The organism is Sporosarcina sp. Marseille-Q4943 (assembly GCF_943736995.1).
GTDB lineage: Bacteria > Bacillota > Bacilli > Bacillales_A > Planococcaceae > Sporosarcina.
In genome coordinates, this window is record NZ_CALSFT010000002.1 from 333,313 (window position 1) to 354,105 (window position 20,793).

General features: G+C 52.2%; 23 protein-coding genes and 1 riboswitch. Of the genes, 20 read left to right on the forward strand and 3 right to left on the reverse strand.

Features of this window, described 5'->3' with window-relative positions; genetic code table 11:
• Positions 1–10 precede the first annotated feature (10 nt).
• Entirely contained in the window at positions 11–871 is an 861-nt protein-coding gene (locus NIT04_RS01730; RefSeq protein ID WP_252501886.1) for a lipoate--protein ligase family protein, read from the forward strand.
• A gap of 214 nt (positions 872–1,085) precedes the next feature.
• Here NIT04_RS01730 and NIT04_RS01735 read toward each other — a convergent pair whose 3' ends face one another.
• Positions 1,086–1,721 carry an RsfA family transcriptional regulator gene (locus NIT04_RS01735; RefSeq protein ID WP_252501887.1) on the reverse strand — a complete coding sequence of 212 codons (636 nt, stop codon included), beginning with the start codon at positions 1,719–1,721 and terminating at the stop codon, positions 1,086–1,088.
• Positions 1,722–1,904: 183 nt separating this feature from the next.
• Here NIT04_RS01735 and NIT04_RS01740 point away from each other — a divergent pair, with 183 nt between their 5' ends.
• Genes NIT04_RS01740 through NIT04_RS01750 form a run of 3 tightly spaced genes read left to right on the forward strand, consistent with a single transcriptional unit; the run spans position 1,905 to position 4,130 of the window.
• Positions 1,905–3,200, forward strand: coding sequence for an HD domain-containing protein (locus tag NIT04_RS01740; RefSeq protein WP_252501888.1), 1,296 nt, complete (start codon positions 1,905–1,907; stop codon positions 3,198–3,200).
• A gap of 1 nt (position 3,201) precedes the next feature.
• A complete protein-coding gene (locus NIT04_RS01745; protein ID WP_252501889.1) occupies positions 3,202–3,711 on the forward strand; it encodes a YwgA family protein in 510 nt (169 codons plus the stop codon).
• Between the two features lie 50 nt (positions 3,712–3,761).
• Positions 3,762–4,130, forward strand: coding sequence for a hypothetical protein (locus tag NIT04_RS01750; protein ID WP_252501890.1), 369 nt, complete (start codon positions 3,762–3,764; stop codon positions 4,128–4,130).
• Here NIT04_RS01750 and NIT04_RS01755 read toward each other — a convergent pair.
• Positions 4,114–4,302 carry a 2-hydroxymuconate tautomerase gene (locus tag NIT04_RS01755; protein ID WP_252501891.1) on the reverse strand — a complete coding sequence of 63 codons (189 nt, stop codon included), beginning with the start codon at positions 4,300–4,302 and terminating at the stop codon, positions 4,114–4,116. The two genes, NIT04_RS01750 and NIT04_RS01755, sit on opposite strands and share 17 nt — an antisense overlap.
• A gap of 68 nt (positions 4,303–4,370) precedes the next feature.
• Here NIT04_RS01755 and NIT04_RS01760 point away from each other — a divergent pair, with 68 nt between their 5' ends.
• Positions 4,371–4,901, forward strand: coding sequence for a YwhD family protein (locus NIT04_RS01760; RefSeq protein ID WP_252501892.1), 531 nt, complete (start codon positions 4,371–4,373; stop codon positions 4,899–4,901).
• 432 nt (positions 4,902–5,333) lie between these two features.
• On the opposite strand, the gene NIT04_RS01765 is transcribed toward NIT04_RS01760, so the two are convergent.
• On the reverse strand, positions 5,334–7,391 hold the full coding sequence (locus NIT04_RS01765) for a transglycosylase domain-containing protein (protein WP_252501893.1): 2,058 nt from the start codon (positions 7,389–7,391) through the stop codon (positions 5,334–5,336).
• Positions 7,392–7,563: 172 nt separating this feature from the next.
• Between NIT04_RS01765 and NIT04_RS01770 the strand changes: the two genes are divergently transcribed.
• The 15 genes from NIT04_RS01770 (at position 7,564) to NIT04_RS01840 (ending at position 20,770) form a co-directional block, all read left to right on the forward strand.
• Entirely contained in the window at positions 7,564–7,989 is a 426-nt protein-coding gene (locus NIT04_RS01770; protein ID WP_252501894.1) for a DUF1934 domain-containing protein, read from the forward strand.
• Positions 7,986–9,653 (forward strand): arginine--tRNA ligase, encoded by a 1,668-nt coding sequence (gene argS / locus NIT04_RS01775; protein ID WP_252501895.1) that lies wholly within the window; start codon positions 7,986–7,988, stop codon positions 9,651–9,653. The genes NIT04_RS01770 and argS overlap by 4 nt, the downstream gene beginning before the upstream one ends.
• Before the next feature lie 197 nt (positions 9,654–9,850).
• Positions 9,851–10,037: riboswitch (cobalamin riboswitch) on the forward strand.
• 118 nt (positions 10,038–10,155) lie between these two features.
• On the forward strand, positions 10,156–11,124 hold the full coding sequence (locus tag NIT04_RS01780; protein ID WP_252501896.1) for an ABC transporter substrate-binding protein: 969 nt from the start codon (positions 10,156–10,158) through the stop codon (positions 11,122–11,124).
• Entirely contained in the window at positions 11,117–12,109 is a 993-nt protein-coding gene (locus tag NIT04_RS01785; RefSeq protein ID WP_252501897.1) for an iron ABC transporter permease, read from the forward strand. The genes NIT04_RS01780 and NIT04_RS01785 overlap by 8 nt, the downstream gene beginning before the upstream one ends.
• Before the next feature lies 1 nt (position 12,110).
• Positions 12,111–13,577, forward strand: a complete 1,467-nt coding sequence (locus tag NIT04_RS01790) for an adenosylcobinamide amidohydrolase (protein ID WP_252501898.1) — start codon at positions 12,111–12,113, stop codon at positions 13,575–13,577.
• Positions 13,577–14,533: an adenosylcobinamide-phosphate synthase CbiB gene (gene cbiB / locus NIT04_RS01795; RefSeq protein ID WP_252501899.1), complete on the forward strand. Its 957-nt coding sequence runs from the start codon at positions 13,577–13,579 to the stop codon at positions 14,531–14,533. The genes NIT04_RS01790 and cbiB overlap by 1 nt, the downstream gene beginning before the upstream one ends.
• Positions 14,520–15,638, forward strand: coding sequence for a threonine-phosphate decarboxylase CobD (gene cobD / locus NIT04_RS01800; protein ID WP_252501900.1), 1,119 nt, complete (start codon positions 14,520–14,522; stop codon positions 15,636–15,638). Before cbiB ends, cobD begins: the two co-directional genes overlap by 14 nt.
• A gap of 256 nt (positions 15,639–15,894) precedes the next feature.
• Positions 15,895–16,482: a bifunctional adenosylcobinamide kinase/adenosylcobinamide-phosphate guanylyltransferase gene (locus tag NIT04_RS01805; protein WP_252501901.1), complete on the forward strand. Its 588-nt coding sequence runs from the start codon at positions 15,895–15,897 to the stop codon at positions 16,480–16,482.
• Entirely contained in the window at positions 16,479–17,309 is an 831-nt protein-coding gene (locus NIT04_RS01810) for a cobyric acid synthase (RefSeq protein ID WP_252501902.1), read from the forward strand. The genes NIT04_RS01805 and NIT04_RS01810 overlap by 4 nt, the downstream gene beginning before the upstream one ends.
• A 1-nt stretch (position 17,310) precedes the next feature.
• On the forward strand, positions 17,311–18,075 hold the full coding sequence (gene cobS, locus NIT04_RS01815) for an adenosylcobinamide-GDP ribazoletransferase (RefSeq protein ID WP_252501903.1): 765 nt from the start codon (positions 17,311–17,313) through the stop codon (positions 18,073–18,075).
• Positions 18,048–18,644, forward strand: a complete 597-nt coding sequence (locus tag NIT04_RS01820) for a histidine phosphatase family protein (RefSeq protein WP_252501904.1) — start codon at positions 18,048–18,050, stop codon at positions 18,642–18,644. Before cobS ends, NIT04_RS01820 begins: the two co-directional genes overlap by 28 nt.
• Entirely contained in the window at positions 18,596–18,994 is a 399-nt protein-coding gene (locus tag NIT04_RS01825; protein WP_252501905.1) for a bifunctional adenosylcobinamide kinase/adenosylcobinamide-phosphate guanylyltransferase, read from the forward strand. The genes NIT04_RS01820 and NIT04_RS01825 overlap by 49 nt, the downstream gene beginning before the upstream one ends.
• Entirely contained in the window at positions 18,991–19,584 is a 594-nt protein-coding gene (locus tag NIT04_RS01830; RefSeq protein ID WP_252501906.1) for a cob(I)yrinic acid a,c-diamide adenosyltransferase, read from the forward strand. Before NIT04_RS01825 ends, NIT04_RS01830 begins: the two co-directional genes overlap by 4 nt.
• Before the next feature lie 2 nt (positions 19,585–19,586).
• Positions 19,587–20,072, forward strand: coding sequence for an ECF transporter S component (locus NIT04_RS01835; protein ID WP_252501907.1), 486 nt, complete (start codon positions 19,587–19,589; stop codon positions 20,070–20,072).
• Entirely contained in the window at positions 20,069–20,770 is a 702-nt protein-coding gene (locus NIT04_RS01840) for a hypothetical protein (RefSeq protein WP_252501908.1), read from the forward strand. The genes NIT04_RS01835 and NIT04_RS01840 overlap by 4 nt, the downstream gene beginning before the upstream one ends.
• Positions 20,771–20,793: the final 23 nt, after the last annotated feature.

The following is a 20,793-nucleotide window of genomic DNA, read 5'->3' on the forward strand; positions in this document are numbered from 1 at the left end:
AGATATAGATATGTCCAATTTACAACTTCCCCAATGGCGTTTCATAGACGAATCAATAACCGCCAAAAACCGTTCTGCATTGGAGTCCTTCGCGATGGACGATACACTCTGCCATCTCGTCGGTCAGAAAATGTCGGTGCCGACCGTCCGCACATGGGTGCATGACGAAACGGTCGTCCTCGGCATCCAGGATCACCGGCTTCCGCATATCGAAAAGGCGTTGCCGATGTTCCAAGAAGCCGGCTATAAGGCGATCGTCCGGAATTCAGGCGGTCTCGCGGTCGTTTTGGATGAGGGTGTGCTCAATATTTCCATCGTCCTTTCCGAGCAGGAAGGGTCCATCGATATTCCGGAAGGGTATGAGGCGATGGTGGAATTTGTCCGCATGCTGTTCCCGGAAGTCGCGGAGCAGATCGAGGCGTATGAAATTGTCGGTTCCTACTGTCCGGGCTCGTACGACTTGAGCATCGGCGGCAGGAAGTTTGCGGGGATTTCGCAGCGTCGTTTGCGCCAAGGCGTCGCGGTCCAAGTGTACTTGTGCGTGGAAGGCAGCGGTGCCGAGCGCGCTCGCCTCATTCGCGATTTATATGAAGTCGGTTTGCAAGGAGAGGAGACGAAGTTCGCCTATCCGGAAATTCGCCCGGAAGTGATGGCATCGCTGTCGGAGCTGATCGGCGAACCGCAGACGGTTGGAGAGGTGGGCATCCGCGTTCAGCTGCTGCTTCGTGCGCTATCCGAGGAGGAAGTCCAGACGGGCGGCTTTACGCCTGAAGAGATGGAGCTTTATTTGTTTTATTTGAATCGGGTCGTCGAGCGCAATCAGAAAATGCTTGCGAGAGGTCACTTACAGCGTCGGGAAATTGATTTATGAGCTTTTATGGCGTTTTATGCGTGGGAAAATTCATTTATGCGTATTTCTAGAGGAATATGCGTGAAAATCTACGTTTATGAGTTTTTGGGATGATTTATGCGCAATTGTTTGAAGTTATGCGTTTTTCGCGGCTTTTATGCGTGAATGAAGTACTGTATGTCGTGCTGAATGCCTTTGACAATTCAAGAGTTGTCCAAAGAAAAAAAACGCCGGATCAGTGATTGATCGGCGGTTCTTTGGATACGAGATTTCCGTTCCGCTCCATCTTGAAGACGGGGGCCGTGCGTTCGTTTTCGTCTTCCAATGTGACGAGGCGGCGTGCCCGGTTCATGATTTGTACGAATTGTTCGTAGTCGTTCCGGAGGGTTTTATTCTCCTGCTGCAATTTCTCGATCTCTTTTTCGAGAGACTCGATTTTGTCGTTTGCCATTTTAGCAGTGTGCTTCCATCTGAGTGATTCGGAATCGCCTGCGCCTGTATGGTGTAAACGAATCAAATAAGCAATGATTGTATCAAGCGATAAAGCGGATAGTGGAACAGCAGTCTTTTCATCCTGGTCAACACCTTGCGCAGGATTGTATAATTGCTGGCTGCGTCGTTTAAAGTCCGCGCCTAAAACTCGCATAGCCTGCTTCCGTTCTTTTTTCGCCTCTGCCAGCTCTTTTTCGTAATCGCGTCGGACGACTGCATTCCATCTGAAACCGCACGCGGCCGCGGTCCTGTTAAGCTTATCGCCAACCTCTTCGAACGCGCTTAGCTGTGTACTGCCTTCCCGGACGTGCCGTAGCACCGTCTCGGCTAATAAAATATCATTTTCCTCAAGCCAAGCATCCTGTCTAACTTTCACCATCTCCTTGCCTCCTGCCATGTTCATAGTCTCTTTCTTACGGTCAGTGTGTACAGTGTTCAAGCCTTTTATTCATCCAAACTTGAACGTAGGTCAAAATAATTGCAATCATTTTTATGAAAACCATTCTTTTCTCTCGCTCAGATTTTGATATACTTAATTAAAATGCGTCGACGGAGGTGCGCGATGGACTATAAAAACGAAAAACTTTTCGAAGAGAAAGTATTCAAGGATCCGGTCCACCGGTATATCCATGTGCGCGACAAAGTCATATGGGACGTCATCGGGACGCGGGAATTCCAGCGACTTCGCAGGATTCGCCAGCTCGGGACGACGTATCTCGTTTTCCATGGGGCGGAACATAGCCGCTTCCAACACTCGCTCGGCGTCTATGAAATTGTAAGGCGGATCATTGACGACGGATTTAGCGGACGTGCCGAATGGAACGATGAAGAACGGTTGTTGACGCTATGCGCGGCTTTGTTGCACGATCTCGGCCACGGTCCATTTTCGCATGCATTCGAAAAAGTGTTTGCGCTCGACCACGAAAAGTTTACGCAGGCGATTTTAACAGGAGAGACGGAAGTGAATCAAGTCCTTCGCCGCGTCTCGTCCAATTTTCCACAGCAAGTGGCCGATGTCATCGGGAAAACATACCCGGACAAGCTTGTCGTCAGCCTCATTTCCAGCCAGATCGATGCCGACCGGATGGATTATTTGCAACGGGATGCGTATTATACAGGCGTTTCCTACGGCCATTTCGATATGGAGCGGATTTTGCGCGTCATGCGGCCGGCCGAGGAGCAAGTAGTTATCAAGTTTAGCGGAATGCACGCAGTGGAAGATTATATTATGAGCCGATACCAAATGTATTGGCAAGTCTATTTCCACCCAGTCTCGCGTAGTGCTGAAGTCATCCTCATGAAAATCCTTCACCGTGCTAAATATCTACATAATACTAGTTATCCGTTCAAGTATGAGCCTGTCCACTTCAAGTCGTTCTTCGATCGCACATTCGGCCTCGAGGAGTACCTCTCATTGGACGAAGGCGTGCTCATGACGTATTTCCAATGGTGGCGCAAAGAAGAGGATGTTATATTAGCGGACTTGTGCGACCGTTTCCTCAACCGGAGACTGTTCCAATATGCCGAGTTCGACCCGGCGTCGGAATATCGGAAAATCGGCGAGCTTGAAAAGCTGTTCAAGGAAGCGGGCATCGATCCGGAATATTATCTCGTTACGGATTCCTCTTCAGATCTGCCGTATGATTTTTACCGGCCCGGCGAAGAAAATGAGCGCGTGCCGATCTATTTGCAACTGTCGAATGGCGAGCTGAGCGAGTTGTCGCGTTCATCGGAAATCGTCGATGCCATTTCAGGCAAACGGCGTACCGACCATAAAATATATTTCCCCCAAGATGTTTTAGAGTCAGAGGGAAATCCGCTTTATGAAAAGATTTTACGAATGTTAAGAGGTGAGTAAGTTGTTGCAGGAACATGCTAGGATTGTGCAATTCATTTCCATGGCAGAAGAAGTTCGCGGGCGGAAGAAACTGCAGAAGATGATCTATATCGCGAAAAAGATGGATTTCCCTTTCGCTGAAAAATACGAGTTGCATATGTACGGCCCTTATTCGGAGGAATTGACACTCCGGGTCGAGGAGCTTTGCGAAATGGGCTTCCTGTCGGAGAGCTGCACGGACAAGGGATCGTACGTCCAATACAGCTACAACGTGACGGAAGAAGGCGGGCGATTCCTCGAAACGGCTGCAGCGGCGCATGAAAAACTTGCGGACTGCATTGATCGGCTGAACGGAAAAAGCTCAAGATTCCTGGAGCTCGTATCGACGTTGCTCTATTTCGATTATCTGCCGAAGGACGAGCAAGTTGCGAAAGTGCATATTGTGAAAAATAAACTGAATTTCACCGAGGACGAAATGCAGGCAGCATTTGATTTTATTGCAGAACTGCAGGCGTGTTCGGTCATAGTATAAGTGACGAAAATCCCCTTTTGACGAGGGGGTTTTTTTGTTGGAATCGCGTCATGGAAGGTACCGCGTCCAAAGTGATTGCTCGCGCGTCCAAAGTGATTGCCCGCGCGTCCAATGCAAGCCGCTGCGCGCTCAAAGAGGAGCCATCCGCGCTCAAAGCAAGCCGCCGCGTGCTCAAAGAGGAGCCATCCACGCCCAAAGCAAGCCACCCCACGCTCAAAGAGGATCCATCCGCGCTCAAAGCAAGTCGCCGCGCGCTCAAAAAGGAGCCATCCACGCTCAAAGCAAGCCACCCCGCGCTCAAAGAGGAGCCAACCGCGCTCAAAGAGGAGTCATCCGCGCTCAAAGCAAGCCTTCCTCCAAACAAAAAAACGATGCGAGAATTAAGATTCTCGCATCACTTAATCATTCAGCATCGCTAAGGCGCTTGCCTCCGGTTGCATAATGGTTTTTCGACATTTCTTCAATGATGACAGAAACGTTTTGAATAGGAGCACCCGTCGTTTCAGCGACGACTGCAGATACTTTTTCACAGAGATTGCGCTTCTGCTCGTCCGTGCGGCCTTCAATCATTTTTACGGTTACGATTGGCATACTAGTTCCCCCTTTCGCTCATATTTAGGTATAGTGTATATAATAGCAGAATGGGAGGGGTTATAGAAATGACGAATGAGCAGAAACCGAAACGGAAAATGGGATTCACCATTATAAAAGATGATCCGACCGATGGACACGGAGGATTCGGAATCGGGGCATTGTCATTGGAAAACGTCTCGCCGGTCATCATCGATATCGAAGAAGGGGAAGCGCGCATCGAAATTGGGGCGATGCATGCCCGCAGCGACACGGAGCGCGGTGTGAAGTTCACGACGAACCGCGAAGACTCCGAAGGCGGGAAACCGTACTGGCTCGTCTGGGTGACAATCGATTTCCAGCAGGAAGGCCCTTATTATGCAGGTGTCACTGCATGTGAAATGATCGTAAACCGTGAAAAGCGCAGAGGGTACAAGGTTCTTGCGGATCATGTGAATAAAATGGACAAATCGATGAAACGGAATATTATCGTTGATCATATGGACGACAAGTCGAAACAGATCCTCGCAGACTTCCTTTCAACTCACAACAAGGAAATGTGGGAGCGCAGCGAACCGAAATTGCGTATCGATCTCGGCACCGAATCGCCGCAATTATGAACAAACTGTGAAACTTGGTGACCTCTGCCACTTCGGAGGTTGAATGTCTACGAAAAAGGAAGTACACTGAAATTACAGCTTGCGATTGTAAGCTAGGACAACCGGAAAGTGCGCCATCTGTCAATTGCTGGTTCAACACAACCCAAGCATTGTTCCATCATTTGGCAGACCGCATTCGACGGTAAAAAAGCTTTGCCCCACTGATTCAATTCAGAAGGGCAAAGCTTTTTTGATTTCCAACATCCTTTATCGTCTAGACTCCGGGCGCCAGAAGCTCGGGGTCATAAGTCAGCTCCGCTGCACGGCAAAGTACGCCGTTTCGCAGATCTGCCTTATGCCTGTCGCTTCTAGGCGAGCACCAGACCATATTGTGCTCGCAACGCTTCGCTTGTGCTCGCAAAAGCCGTTCTCTGTAACGGCTTTCGCTTTTGTTTACTCAAAGAAAGAGAACGGGAACAGTTCGAATGTGCCGGAGTCGTCATCTTCGCCGTTTCGCTGTTCACGCAAGTTTTTGTCGGTGCACAGCTTTTGCGGCATGTCTTTCTCCTTCAAATACATGAGCCGCTGCTTCGGGCATTCGTTGACTGCGATGCCGCCGGTTTCGACGTCGACGATGACGCCGCTCACGCCTTTCGGAGGGATGAACGGCTCCGGCGTTTTGCCTGCGTGGACGGTCTCCATGAAGTCGATCCAAATTTTCTTCGAGGCGGCCTTGTCTTCAGGCTCCGTCAATTGCTGGCCGACGTCATAGCCCGTCCAGATTCCCGCTGTAAGCGAAGGGGTGTAGCCGATCAAGTATTGGTCGGAAATGGTTGTGCCCGATTTTGCGGCGTACGGCCGTTTTTGCTTCGAGCGCATCGACAACCCCGTCGAGATGGAGTAATCGTTGAAAACCGGGTCGAACATACCTGTCAGCAAATGGGTGAGCACGAATGCATCCTGTTCGGTGATGACCCGTTTCGTGCTCTTCTTCGGCTGTTCGTACACTGTTTTCCCATCCGCGTCCGTGATCGAAAGGATCGTCGTTGGTTCCACTTCCAATCCGCCTGACGAAAGCCGGTTATACGCGTTTGTCATTTCCAGCAACGTAACGGTCGAAGTGCCCAAAGCGACAGCTGGCGATTCTTGGAACTTAACGTCAAGCCCGAGCCGTTCCGCCATTTTATTGAACTTTTTATATCCGATATCCTCAAGTGTCTTCACGGCGTAAATATTATCCGAAATGGCGATTGCCTGCGCTAGGGAGATCGGATGTCCCGCAAACTTGCCGTTAATGTTTTTCGGCTCATACGTCGAGCGGCCTTCGTCATACGTGAAGATCGTCCGTTCCGTCGATAGGAACGTGAGCGGATTATAGCCTTCTTCGAGCGCCGCCGCGTACAAAATCGGCTTCATCGCGGACCCCGGCTGCCGTTTCGCCTGCGTCACCCGGTTGAAAGGGCTCTCTCTGTAATCAATTCCTCCGACGAGCGAAGTGATCGCCCCGGTTTCAGGTTCCATCGACATGAAGCCGACTTGCAGCCCGCTATCCGGCATCCATTTATTGATGTATTCCTCCGCCGTCTGCTGGTGATGCGGGTCGAGCGTCGTCCGGATCGTCCAGCCGCCTTCCGCAGGATAGCGCCCTTTTTTATTCAAAATCTGCTCCGCTTCCCGCCACACTTCATCCAAAAAGTATGGGGCGACCCGCTTCATGTCCTTCCAGTCCTCGGTCTTCAGTGTCACCGCCACGTCCACCGCGCGCTGCCGCTGTACTTCGGTAATGAAACCCTGGTCCTCCATGAGGGAGAGGATCAGCAATTGGCGATTTCGGGAACGCTCCGGATTATCCAACGGGTCGTAAACGGATGGCCCTTTCGCAATCGCTGTAATGACCGCGGCCTCTTCAAGTGTCAAATCCCCAGCCGACTTTGCGAAATAAAATCTGCTCGCCGCCTCGACACCATACATTCCATGTCCGAAATAGATCGTATTCAAATAGCCTTCCAAAATGACATCCTTGTCGTAAAAAGTTTCCAATCGATACGCAATGAGAGATTCTTTTATTTTCCGGTTCCACGATTTTTCATGTGTCAAAAACAAATTCCGGGCATACTGCATAGTGATGGAGCTCGCGCCTTCCGCTTTCCGCATCGTCTTCACGTCTTTCAAAACAGCCCCGGCAATCCGTTTGTAATCAAACCCGTTATGCTCATAAAAATTGCGGTCCTCCGTCGCGATGACCGCATCGATGAGGAACGGGGAAATTTCATCTAAACCTACCCAATACCGACGCTCCGCGGAAAACTTGTCGCCGATCTGCCGTCCGTTTTTATCGAGGAACACGCTCGCTTTCGGCACGCTCAACGAAGGGGCGCCCGTAATTTGCGCATAAAGGCGAAGGCATAGAAACATAGTGAAAAAAGCCGTCAGCGCCGTTACAATCAGCAGGCCGATCCGTCGAGTGAAGTTTTTCCTTTTCTTTTTCTTTATATAATCGACTCGTCTCATACAATCCCTTCTCCCACCGTTCTTTCCAGTCAGTATGGAACAGGCGCGGACAGATTAAACGGGAATTCGATAAAAACATAGATTTGATTCCGACAATTCACGATGTATTGGAATAGTAGCGAGAAAAACGATATAATGAATAGATATTTTGAACGTCAAGGGCGGTGCAAGAGTGGAATCAAATAAGGATGGACAAATCGTCGATGTCCGGCTGCAATCAACGATCCGGCATGTTGGCCAAGCTGCGGACAAGCATGAACTGGAAGCTTCGGGTACATTGATTGAAAAAGCGGGAAAGACTTATTTGCGATTTGTGGAAGATTTGAACGGTGAACAAGTGCGGACGATGGTGAAGCTGGAAGAGGGAGACGCATTGATCATGCGGAACGGAGCGGTTCAAATGCGCTTGCCGTTCTCGCTCGACGAAATGCGACCGGGCACGTACGGCAACGGTCCGGCAACTTTCGATCTCCTCGTGAAGACGACGAAGCTGGAAGTCGGGGCGGACAAATTTACGGCGCACTATGAGCTGCATGCGGAAGGCGCATTGCTTGGCAGACACGAATTGACGATTACATATACGGAGGGACAAAAATGAACGCAGTTGAAAAGATCCAACAGGAAATAAAAGACGCATTCCGCGAAGCGGTGCTCGCTTCGGGACTGGCGGAGGAATCCGTAATGCCGGATATCATCCTCGAAACGCCGAAAAACAAAGAGAACGGGGACTATGCAACGAATATCGCGATGCAATTGACGAAAATCGCGAAAAAGCCGCCTCGTGCCATTGCGGAAGCGATCCTTGAGAAATTGGACACGTCTTCGACTTCCATCAACTCATTGGAGATTGCGGGACCAGGGTTCATCAACATCAAGCTGAAAAGCGATTATTTAGGGGAAGTCGTCAAAACGGTGCTTGCCCAAGGAGCCGATTACGGTCGTTCAACGTATGGCGAGAATTTAAAGGTCCAAGTCGAATTCGTCTCGGCAAATCCGACAGGCGACTTGCATTTAGGGCATGCGCGCGGTGCATCAATCGGTGATTCACTGTGCAATATCCTCGATTTTGCCGGCTTTGACGTATCACGGGAATATTACATCAATGACGCGGGCAATCAAGTGAATAACTTGGCCCTTTCAGTCGAGGCGCGATACTTCCAAGCATTGGGTCTTGAAAAGGAAATGCCGGAGGATGGCTACCATGGACAGGACATCATCGATATTGGCGAAAAGCTTGCCGAGGAATTTGGCGATCAGTACGTGAATGTCCCTGAAAAGGAGCGTCAGGACTTTTTCAGGACATACGGACTGGAATTCGAATTGGCGAAACTGAAGAAGGACTTGGAAGATTTCCGCGTACCGTTCGATAATTGGTTCTCGGAAACGTCGCTCTATACGGACGGCAAAATCGGCATCGCGCTCGATAAATTGCGCGCGAACGGACATGTATTCGAAGAGGACGGCGCGACGTGGTTCCGCTCGACGACGTTCGGGGACGATAAAGACCGCGTCCTCATTAAAAATGACGGCACATACACATATTTGACGCCGGATATCGCATACCACGAAGACAAGCTCCGCCGCGGCTTCGACAAACTCATCAACATTTGGGGAGCCGACCACCATGGCTACATTCCGCGGATGAAAGCGGCGATCGAGGCGCTTGGCTACGATCGCGACACGCTTGAAGTGGAAGTTGCCCAAATGGTGCAACTGTACAAAGACGGCGAGAAGTTCAAAATGAGCAAGCGTACCGGAAAAGCGGTTACGTTGCGCGAGCTCGTCGAAGAAGTCGGATTGGACGCAGTCCGTTATTTCTTCGCGATGCGCTCTGCCGATTCACAAATGGACTTCGATTTGGATTTAGCCATTTCACAATCCAATGAAAACCCGGTTTATTATTCGCAATACGCGCACGCACGTATTTCATCGATTCTCCGTCAAGCGGATGAAGCGAACCTTGCAGCATCGACGGATCATGTAGAGCTATTGCAGACGGAAAAGGAATTGTCATTGCTGAAGAAAATCGGCGACTTCCCGCGCGCCGTCAGCGATTCGGCAAGACTCCGCTCGCCGCACCGGATTACAAACTACATCCAGGAGCTGGCCGCAGAATTCCACAGCTTCTACAACGCCGAAAAAGTGCTCGACCCGGACAATCGCGACCTGTCCGAAGCACGTCTCGCATTGATTACAGCAACACGCACGACAATCGCCAACGCACTGAAACTCATCGGCGTTGCCGCACCGGAAAGAATGTAATAATGAAACGCCCCTCCGAATTTGGAGGGGCGTTTTTGTGCGCATATACGCATAAAAGCTGTGAAATACTCATAAATTCCCGGAAAGAAGCATAAAAGCTATGAATGACGCATAAATCCTAATAATTACGCATAAACCCGAAAATGCACCCTCTCGACATCGCACAAATCTATAGTATAATTAATGCGAATAACAATTACATAACCAAACATGAAGGTGCCCCGCCGTCAACGCTGGGGTTAAAAGGGAAGCCGGTTCGATTCCGGCGCGGTCCCGCCACTGTAAGTGCTCGCAATCCGCAAGTTGCCACTGGAAGTTATTCCGGGAAGGCGCGGTACGCGATGAGCACAAGCCAGGAGACCTGCCTTCATGAGTCACCCGTACCCTACGAGGATAGGTTTGGTGGAAATCAGCGCTTTTCTGTTGCTGTATTTTTACTAAACACATTCCTCCGTCCACAAAACGGGGGATTTTTATTTGGAACAAACAGGAGGAAATCGGAATGAAGAAGATGTGGCAGCTTTGGCTAACAGCAATCCTGGCGACGTTCCTGCTCGCGGCATGCGGCACGGAAAACGCGGAGAAAGACAACAAACCAGCAACAGAAAATACACAGAAAGAAGAAACGACGGAAGCGGCATTCCCGCTCACGCTCAAAGACGCGGTCGGCAATGACATTACACTCGAAAAAGCCCCTGAAACAATCGTCTCCATGATTCCGAGCAACACGGAAATCCTGTTCGCGCTCGGCCTGAATGACGAAATTGTCGGCGTCAACGATTGGGACAATTATCCGGAAGAAGCATTGGAGAAAGAGAAAATCGGCGGACAGGAATTCAATGTCGAAAAGATCGTCTCGATGACACCGGATATCGTGTTCGCGCATGAATCGATGCTCGGCATTAGCGACGAGGGCTTGCAACAGCTCCGCGACGCGGGAATCAATGTATTCGTCGTGAAAAATGCGGCGGATTTCGAAGAGACGTACGAAACGATTGAAACGATCGGCAAGGCGACTGGCAAGACGGAAGAAGCCGCTGCAATCATCGAGGACATGAAAGCGAAAGTCGAAGAAGTTCTCGCGAAAACAGCAACTGTCGAGAATAAAAAACGCGTACTCATAGAAAACTCGGATGCGCCAGAAATTTATGCACCGGGCAAAAATACATTCATGCAGGAAATGCTTGATATGATCGGCGCTGAAAATATCGTGACGGAAGAAGGCTGGGCGATGATCAGCCCGGAGGAAATCGTGAGCCAGAACCCTGACGTCATCCTCATCATGTACAGCTACGTGCCTGACATTGTTGAGAGTGTGAAAAAACGGGACGGTTTCGGTGACATCACTGCCGTCAAAGAAGATGCGGTCGTCCAAGTCGATGAAGACATAACGAGCCGCACAGGTCCACGTCTCGCAATCGGCCTGGAAGAAGTCGCAAAAGCCATCTATCCGGAGGCGTTTGGTGAATAAAGCAACACTCGCCTACATCGTGTCCGCCGCCACGCTTCTAGTGGCGGTATGGCTCGGTGTTTCGATTGGAACCGTCAAAATTCCGATCAGTACGTTTTGGGATTCGTCGGATACGACCGCTTCTAACATCTTGTGGAAAATTCGGATGCCCCGCGTCATTTTAGCAGGGCTTGTCGGCGCGGCACTCGCCATATCAGGGGCCGCCTTCCAAGGATTGCTGAAAAATCCGCTCGCTGATCCTTACACACTCGGAGTGTCATCCGGCGCCTCGGTGGGTGCTGTCGTGACACTCTTTTTCGGTTTATCGATTCCAATACTAGGCACATACACATTGCCTGTTTTCAGCATGACGGGGGCTGCCTTGACGATGTTCCTCGTCATCGGCTTCGCAAGGCTCGTCGACCGTTCAATGAAAATGGAGACAATCATCCTTACCGGAATCATCTTCGGATCGTTTCTTGGCTCGGTCCTGTCGCTCATGATCGCGCTCACCGGAGAGGAACTGCGGCAGATCATCGGCTGGCTGCTCGGCAGCGTCTCGATGCGCGGCTGGAATTATATTATTATGGTGCTGCCGTTCGTTGTCATCGGATCCTTCATTCTCTGGATGAACCGGAGGGAACTGAACGCGATGCTGTTCGGTGAAGAACGCGCCCATCATTTAGGTGTCAACGTCAAACGCCGCAAGTTCATGATTCTCATCGGTGGCTCGATCCTAACAGGGTCCGCTGTCGCCGTATCCGGAACAATCGGCTTCGTCGGCCTCGTCGTCCCGCATATGACACGCCTCCTGTGGGGGGCTGACCACCGGCATTTGCTTACGTTATCATTCATGAACGGCGCGTCATTGCTTATCATTTGCGACCTCATCGCCCGGACGATCATCTCGCCTTCGGAACTTCCGGTCGGCGTCATTACGGCGTTCATCGGTGCGCCGGTGTTCGCGTACATCTTCTACAGACAGAGAAGGAAAGGGGCCATGTAATATGCTGCAAGTCGACAACCTCACAGGCGGCTACGGCAAAGAGCCGATCGTCAAAAACATTTCATTCCGTGTGAATAAAGGCGAAGTCCTCGGCATCCTCGGCCCGAACGGCAGCGGCAAATCGACGCTGCTGAAAATCATCTCAGGCATCTTGCCGGCCCAACAGGGGACCGTCCGGATCGACGGGGAGGACGCTAAAGCTTATTCCCAAAAGCAGTTCGCAAAAAAGGTCGCGGTCCTTCCGCAGCTCCATGCGCACGCCTTCTCCCATACCGTGAAAGACACCGTCGCACTCGGCAGATACCCGCACCAGACCGGGCTTTTTTCGTCCTGGTCCGATGCAGACGAGCGGGCGGTGACGGAGGCGCTTGCCTACACCGGCGTCACCCGCTACAAAGATACGGCGATCGAACTGCTGTCGGGAGGCGAACAGCAACGAGTTTTCGTCGCGCAGGCGCTCGCGCAAGAGGCACCGATCCTCCTGCTCGACGAACCGACGAACCATCTCGACATCGCCCACCAGCAACAATTGCTCGACACGATCCGCAACCATGCCATCGAAAAAGGCGTCACCGTCATCTCCGTCTTCCATGACGTCAACCTCGCCTCGCTCTACTGCGACCGGCTGCTCCTCATGGAAAAAGGGGAGGTCGCCATGATCGGCGACCCGCAGGACGTCATCCGCGAGTCGACGATCGGCAAAGTGTACAATGCGCGCGTCAAAACGCAGCCGCATCCAGAACTGCCGAAGCCGCAAATGACGCTTCTCCCTCAAAAAATAGAGGAAAGCAAACCGTTCACGGTCAATAAAGGACACTTCACCGTCACTGCGGAACGCGTTTCAATACAGGTCAACCAACCATTGAAAACCGTCTCATCCGCCGTCGTGAACGCAGGGCTCGGCTGGTACCGCGTATTTGTCAACCGCCACGTCGACGAAAACTATAACTGTGACGACGTCCAAGCGGAAATGTCCGCCTACCTCGAACAACAAGGCTATACACTTTCAGACACCGTCGGGATGATGACCGCCGTCACGACCGAGCATGCGGAAATCGGCGAATACGAAGGCGATTTTGGCTCCGTCCTCGTCATGGTGACAGCGGGCGTCGGTAATGCCGTCGACGTCTCGCGAGCACTTGACCGCGAACAACGCGTCGGCACGATCAACACATGGGTCATCGTCAACGGCCATTTGCCTGAAGAGGCGTTCATCCAGGCGATGATCACCGCAACCGAGGCGAAAACGAAAGCGCTCCAAACCGAAAACGTCAAAGATCCGCTCACCGGCACGATCGCGACCGGCACATCGACCGACAGCCTTTTGGTTGCAGCGACGCAAGAAGGGGAGCACTTGCCATACGCGGGCCCGATCACCCCCCTCGGCAAACTGATCGGCCACGGCGTTTACGACTGCACCGTCCGCGCGATCCGCGCCTATAAAGAAGCGAAAGGCTGGACGTCGTAATGCAGGCCCATTTCATGGCAATCGCGATCGGGTTCATCCTCGACCGCGCCATCGGGGATCCCCCGAACTGGCCGCATCCCGTGCGATGGATCGGTACTCTTATCTCGAAATGTACCGCGGTCCTAAACAACGGGCGCGCCCGCGTACTGAAAGGCGCAGGGATGCTGTTCATCGTCGTTTTCATCGTTACGGCGATTGTTCTCGCTATCGTCTGGTCTGCCTACCAACTACATATCGCTGTCGGAATTGTCGTCGAAGCCATCCTCATCGCCATCGGGCTCGCCCAGAAAAGCTTGCGGGACGCTGCACTCGATGTGTACGAGCCGCTAGCAGCTGACGATCTCGAGGAAGCACGGAAAAAGCTTTCGTGGATTGTCGGCCGCGACACCGACACACTGCAAGAAGGCGGGATTGCCCGTGGCGCGATCGAAACGGTATCGGAAAATACAGCCGACGGCATTACGTCGCCGTTGTTCTGGGCTTTCCTCTTCGGTGCGCCAGGATTATGGATGTATAAAGCCGTCAACACGCTCGACTCGATGATCGGCTACAAAGATGACCGCTACCGTGAGTTCGGCAAGTTTTCCGCACGCGCTGATGATGTGTTGAACTTCATTCCCGCAAGGATTACCGGCTTCCTTATCCTCGTTTTCATGAAGAATGAAGGCGGAATCCCTCTTGGGAAGCGGTTCGTCGGCTGGAGCAAAGACGCCAGGAACCACCCGAGCCCGAACAGCGGATTTCTCGAAGCAGCAACCGCGTGGCAGCTCGGCGTCACATTAGGTGGCAAAAGTACATATAGGGGAACCGAATCGGTGCGACCGGAAATCGGCCCCGGACTGCGGCCGTTGCAAGCCGCGGATATTAAATTGACGATTGTCCAAATGCATATGGCTTCATTCGCCTTTTGGATGCTCATGACCATCATAGGAGTGATTTTCTATGCAATTGCCTGAACATGGGGCGAATCCCCGGCACGTCTATGAAAAGCTAGGCATGACCCTGCCCGCGCGGATCCTCGATTTCAGCGAAAACTGCAATCCGGCGGGGCCTCCGCGGGCAGTTGTCGAGTTGTGGCCGGATCTTTTGTCGCGATTACACGCCTACCCGGACCCGAGCGGCGAGCCTTTCTTATCGAAGGCGGCGGATTATCACGGCGTCTCGAAAACGTCGGTGATTGCGGGCAATGGTGCGGCAGAAATCTTGTCGTTCATAGCGGAGCGGTACCGGGGGAGGCGAGCAATCGTCATCCACCCGACGTTTTCGGAATACGAAGCGACGTTGCGAGCGAAAGGAGTTGAGATTGAACGGATCATCGCTTCCGAAGTGGACGGCTTTCGCTTGCCGGTTGAGGAGGTATTGCCTCGTCTTTCGGCGGCATCCGTTTTATATCTATGCACGCCGAACAATCCGACGGGCATCATGCCAGAGCGTGAGGATCTGCTTGCGATTATCCGTAAAGCGGGGAAGGTTGGATGTGAAGTCGTCCTCGACGAAGCGTTTATTGATTTCATAGATGAAAGCAAGTCTTTCATTCCTGAATTAAACGAATTTCCGCACGTCATCGTCGTCCGGTCGATGACGAAAATGTATGCGATTCCGGGCATCCGCCTCGGGTATACAGTCGCGCATCCCGAGGTCATTTCTTCATTGAAAACGACGGCGCCGCATTGGAATGTCAACGGCATGGCGGCCGCAATCGGGGCGGTGTGCCTCGGGCAGGATGCATACCGCGAAGCGGCGATCCGCCATGCCTGGGAGGAACGAGAGAAAATGACAGCTTTTTTGAAGGAGTTTGGCTGCACGGTGACTGATTCAGTCGCGAATTTCCTTTCGTTCAAACCGGAAGATGCCGGGAAACTGTACAAGGAAATGCTTGCGAAAGGCATCGTCCTCCGCCATTCGGAAAATTTCCGGGGGATGGACGGACGGTGGTTGCGCATCGGGATGAAAAGCAGCGCGGAGATGGAAAAATTGCGGCGGGAGCTTGCGGATTGGTTTGCGGGCGACGCAGAAATAAATAATTATCGTCATGACGAAGCAAGCGTTTCATTGGAATGAGAACTTTAAGAGATTATGAGAACTTTTCTGTGGAAAACGAGAACTATTCAAGGCTAAACGAGAACTTGTGGCATGAGAACGAGAACTTATTGAGAGGTAACGAGAACACTTTAACGGAGAATGAGAACTCTTCGGAGCTGAACGAGAACTCTTCCTACTAAACCGTGGGCGGGCTTGCCAAGTTCTTCTCGCAAATATCTCGCGGCCGATTCAGTTAACAAACTAAGGAAAATAACTAGAATGGTGGTCCGGTTTCATGGGTGGAAAACTAACGTTCATTAGCGGTGGTGTGCGAAGCGGGAAGAGCGCATTCGCGGAAAATCTGCTTGTCGAGGGGGCTTCCGCCGTTCAAGGCAGGCTCGTCTATATCGCATCTGGCCGCGCCGTTGATGAAGAAATGAAGCAACGGATTGAAAAGCATAAGCTTGACCGGGCAGATGCAGCTTGGCTAACGATTGAGCAGCCGGTCGAGCTAGAAGAAGTGCTGCCGTTCATTCAACCAGACGATTTCGTCCTATGGGATTGCTTGACGACTTGGCTGGCGAATGAATTGTACACCGAGCAAGACGGTACATACTGCATCCACGTAAAAGGATGCATGGAAGAGAAAGCAGCACGACTCATGGAAACGGTCGCCACAATCCAAAAGAAAGCAGTTCATTTCACCATCGTTTCGAATGAAGTGCTGGACGAACCGGTTTCAAATTATGAAGAGACGCGGCGATACTGCAAATGGATCGGCAAATTGCATCAAATGCTCGTCGGCATAAGCGACGATGCGATCGAAATGGATCACGGGCTGCCGCTGTACTGGAAAAAGGAAGGGCGGGTGACTGTGCAATGATAGGGATCATGGTGATGGGAACGGCTTCGGATGTCGGAAAGACGATGATCTGCACCGCATTATGCAGGCTTCTTTCAAACGAAGGGATGCGGGTCGCCCCATTCAAGTCGCAGAACATGTCGCGATTTTCCGCAACGACGGAAGACGGGAAAGAGATGAGCCGGGCGCAGTTTCTGCAGGCGGAGGCGGCGCGGACGAAGCCGGTCATTGAAATGAACCCGATTCTTTTGAAACCGTTGGATCATCGAAAAGCTGACGTGCGGTTTTTCGGGGAGACATTTGACGCGGTCGACGGGATGGAATACCGGGAGCAGTTTTTCGACCGTGGTGTGAAGGCTATCCGAACGGCGCTTGATAAGCTTTCGGAGTCGTTTGATACGGTCGTCATCGAAGGGGCGGGAAGCCCTGCCGAAGTGAATTTGAACGATCGAGAAATTGTCAATATGCGGGTTGCGGACATGGCGGATGTGCCTGTGCTGCTCGTCGCGGATATCGACCGGGGCGGCGCAATTGCATCGATTGTCGGGACGCTTCAATTGCTCGCTCCGGACCATCGGGCACGCGTGAAAGGGATCATCATCAATAAATTCCACGGAGACGCCGCTTTATTCCAGGAAGGTGTCGACTTTATTGAGTCCTACACAGGCATTCGCGTGGCGGGGGTCATTCCGCATAAGCTGAATCACGGGATTGAAGAAGAAGACATGGACCGGCCGATGTCGGAAGCGCCGACTGGAACGGATGTGTACGACGCTTGGGCAGCGCATGTGAAGGCGCATATCGATTGGCCGTTCGTCCTGTCGGTCATCGCCGGGCAGGTGGACTGACGTGAACGGATTGCTGCTCGCGCTTCAATTTTTCACGTCCTTCCCGATTCGTAAAGAGCTGCCGATGGAACGGAAAGATGTGACGGCGATGTATATCGCGCTGCCATTCGTCGGGGGGCTCATCGGGCTCGCGATGTACGGCGTTGCAGTGCTGTTTACGGATGGAATCGGCACGGGCTCGCTGCTCGCGGCCGTGTCGATCGTCGTGGCCGGCGTAGCTCTGACGGGCGGCCTGCATATGGATGGATTTGCGGATATGGGAGACGCGTTTTTTTCGTATCGCGACAAGGAAAAGCGGCTTGAAATTCTGGACGATCCGCGTATCGGCGCGTTCGGGACGATGGCGCTCATCTTGTTGATCGTCGTGAAAATCGCTTTGTTCGAAGAATTGCTCCATCGTAACGACGGGCTGCTCCTTTTATTCATTGCCGTCCCGTTACTGGCCCGGGCAGGCATGAACGTTTATTTTTCAACGACGCGCCTTGCGAAGGAAAAAGGGATTGCGCATTTCTTCAAAGGAAAGCTTGCAAAGGGAAAGTTGATTGCGTGGTCGATTGGTACAGGGGCAGCTACAATTGTGGCACTTGGCTTAGTCCTTCATTCCATCTTTGTGCCGATTGTGCTCCTCGGCGTTGTAGCAACAGCGGCATTTCTTTTCCGACGCTGGTCATTACAACATTTCGGTGGCGTCTCGGGGGATTTATGCGGGGCGTTCATCGAAGGGACGGAGGTGTTGCTATGGCTAGCGATCATCATTTGTATTTGATCCGGCATCTGCCGACCGTGGGAAACCGTGAGAAGAAATATATCGGGTGGACGGATGAGCCGATCGAGCCAGCCGCGGATTTGGTTCGGGCATTGCCTCTGCCGGCTAGCAGAATCGTGTACGGGAGTGATTTGAGGCGCGCGAAGGAGAGTGCGGCGCTGTTATTTCCTTGTGTGGACTATCACCCGGATGCGAGATTGCGGGAATGCCATTTTGGCGATTTTGAAGGGAAAACGTATGCGGACCTTGAATGGGATAAGGACTACCGGAATTGGATTGATAATCCGCATTCATTTGCTCCGCGCGGCGGTGAAAGCTTGGCTGACGTGGAGCAGCGTTTCCTGGAAGCATTGGTTTCATTGCCGGATGGCGCTGTCGTCGTCACACATGGCGGACCGATCCGCATCGCGCTCACCCGGTATTCGCCAGAACCGCAGGATTTCTGGTCATGGCAAATTCCGCATGGCTCGATTTGGAAGCTCGAATGGCGCAATCATGACGAATTGAAGGAGGGCGGACGATGCGTGTCGTTATCGGAGGTGCTCATAACGGGAAAAGGAAGTATGTGAAAAGGATGCTTGCGGAAGAACCACAATATTGGTTGGATTGTTCCGCCAGCGATTTGGAAATTCCGACCGGGTGCAAAGTTGTCGTTGACCGTGTCGAGCATTGGCTCGCACGGACGGAACTGCCGGAAGCGGACGCTGTAGAATTTATTAAGAAAGAAATCGAAGGCAAGGACGTCATTTTCATCCTGACCGACATCGGACGCGGCATCGTGCCGATGGATGCGGAACAGCGGAAGCTGCGCGATGCATGCGGCAGGCTGTATCAGCAGTTGATTGCGCAGGCGGATGAAGTGACGAGAATTTGGTATGGACTTGCACAAACATTGAAGAGAAGGGGAGAAATCATATGAAAATTTATACAAAGACAGGGGATAAAGGGCAGACGAGCCTGATCGGAGGGCGTGTCGACAAGGACAGCCTCCGCGTTGAAGCATACGGGACGATGGACGAATTGAATTCGTTCGTCGGCAAGGCGATGACGGAGATTGAAGGCGAAAAGTTTGCGGATCTGCTAGCGGATCTCGAAGCGATTCAAAATGAGCTGTTCGACGGTGGCGGGGATTTGGCGAATGTGATGAAAGAGCGCCATTATAAGCTTTCCAAAGATCCGATTGAAGTGCTCGAAAAGCGTATTGACGACTTGATGGAAGAAGCGCCGCCGCTTGAGAAATTCATCTTGCCGGGCGGGTCGCCAGCAGCTGCGACATTGCATATTGCACGTACGGTTACTCGACGCGCGGAACGGTTGACGGTAACGTTGATGAAGGCGGAGGAAGACGTGCCGGCTACTGTCCAAAAGTACTTGAACCGTCTGTCGGACTATCTCTTCGTCGCGGCTCGCATCGTTAACGCGCGGCTCGGTGTTCCGGATAATGAATACGTCCGCAGCGCGAAAGTGTTCCGGACAGGTAAAGGGAAAGCGGAAAAGAAAGAGGATTGACGATGAAACTGAGAAAAATAACGCTGACGGCGTTGTTCGCGGCCCTTTGCGCGGTCGGCGGGTTTATCAAAATCCCGTCCGGCGTCGGCTCGTTGGCGCTCGATACCGTACCGGCGTTGCTTGCGGCATCTTTTTTGCCGCCCGTCCTCGTCGGAGCCGCATCGTTGACAGGACATCTCGCGTCCGCCATGTACGCGGGCTTTCCGCTTGGTCCATTCCACATCCTGATCGCGATTGAAATGATGATTATCCTTTATGGTTTCGCGCGTCTTCATAAAGCGGGACATCAAGTATTGAAATGGGTCTTCTTCATCGTTGCAAACGGGTTGCTTGCGCCGTTGCCGTTTTATTTCCTCGTATCTCCCGCATTTTTTGTTGGGGCGGTGCCGGCGATTTTATTGGCTACAATCGTGAACGCCATAGTGGCGGCAGTTGTCATGCCGGTCCTTGCGAAAGCTGCTGGCGGCAGATTTGGGTTCGTCCGATGAGGAATGCGATTGCGCTCGGCGATGGGTTCGTCGTCACGACGGATAATTCAGGTGGCATCGGGGAGAAGCTGCGAGATGTCGTCGCGGCTCCGGATCGGGTGACGGCGTATTTCGCCGCACGTGTCGCGTTGCTCGAGCAGTGGGCGGCGCATGCGGATCCGGTTTCCGTCCTCATTCATAATTTTAGCGGAGAGGAAAGTTGGGCATCATACGTGGCTGGCGTGAAAGAGGTTTTCCGGGAATCAAACTTGGAAAGACCGAAAATCATGGGCAGCACGGAAACGAATATGGAGCTCCTGCAATCGGCCGTCGCTGTTACGATGATCGGCAAGCAGCGGCCTGTTGAGGAGATCGGTGATCTGGAATGGTATGTATATGGCACGCCGCTCATTGGGAATGAAGTGCTTGACAGGTGCAACGAAATTGCTTCGCTGCGGTTAATCAAGGAAGCGATCGGCAACGACATCGTCAAGCAGCTTTGGCCGGTCGGATCGAAAGGGATTCTGGCTGAATATAGAAGGTTGATGGGGGATTCGAAGATCGAGATTGAAACGGACGTCGATATTCATTCAACGGCGGGTCCTTCAACGTCGGTACTCCTTGGAATTGACGCCCTTAACATCGAAAAAGCGCGCCAGTTGCTAGGCGGACACCTATATAAGATACGCGTAATTGATAGCTTCCGGAATGAAACATGACCGGAGGCTTTTTTTCTACCACT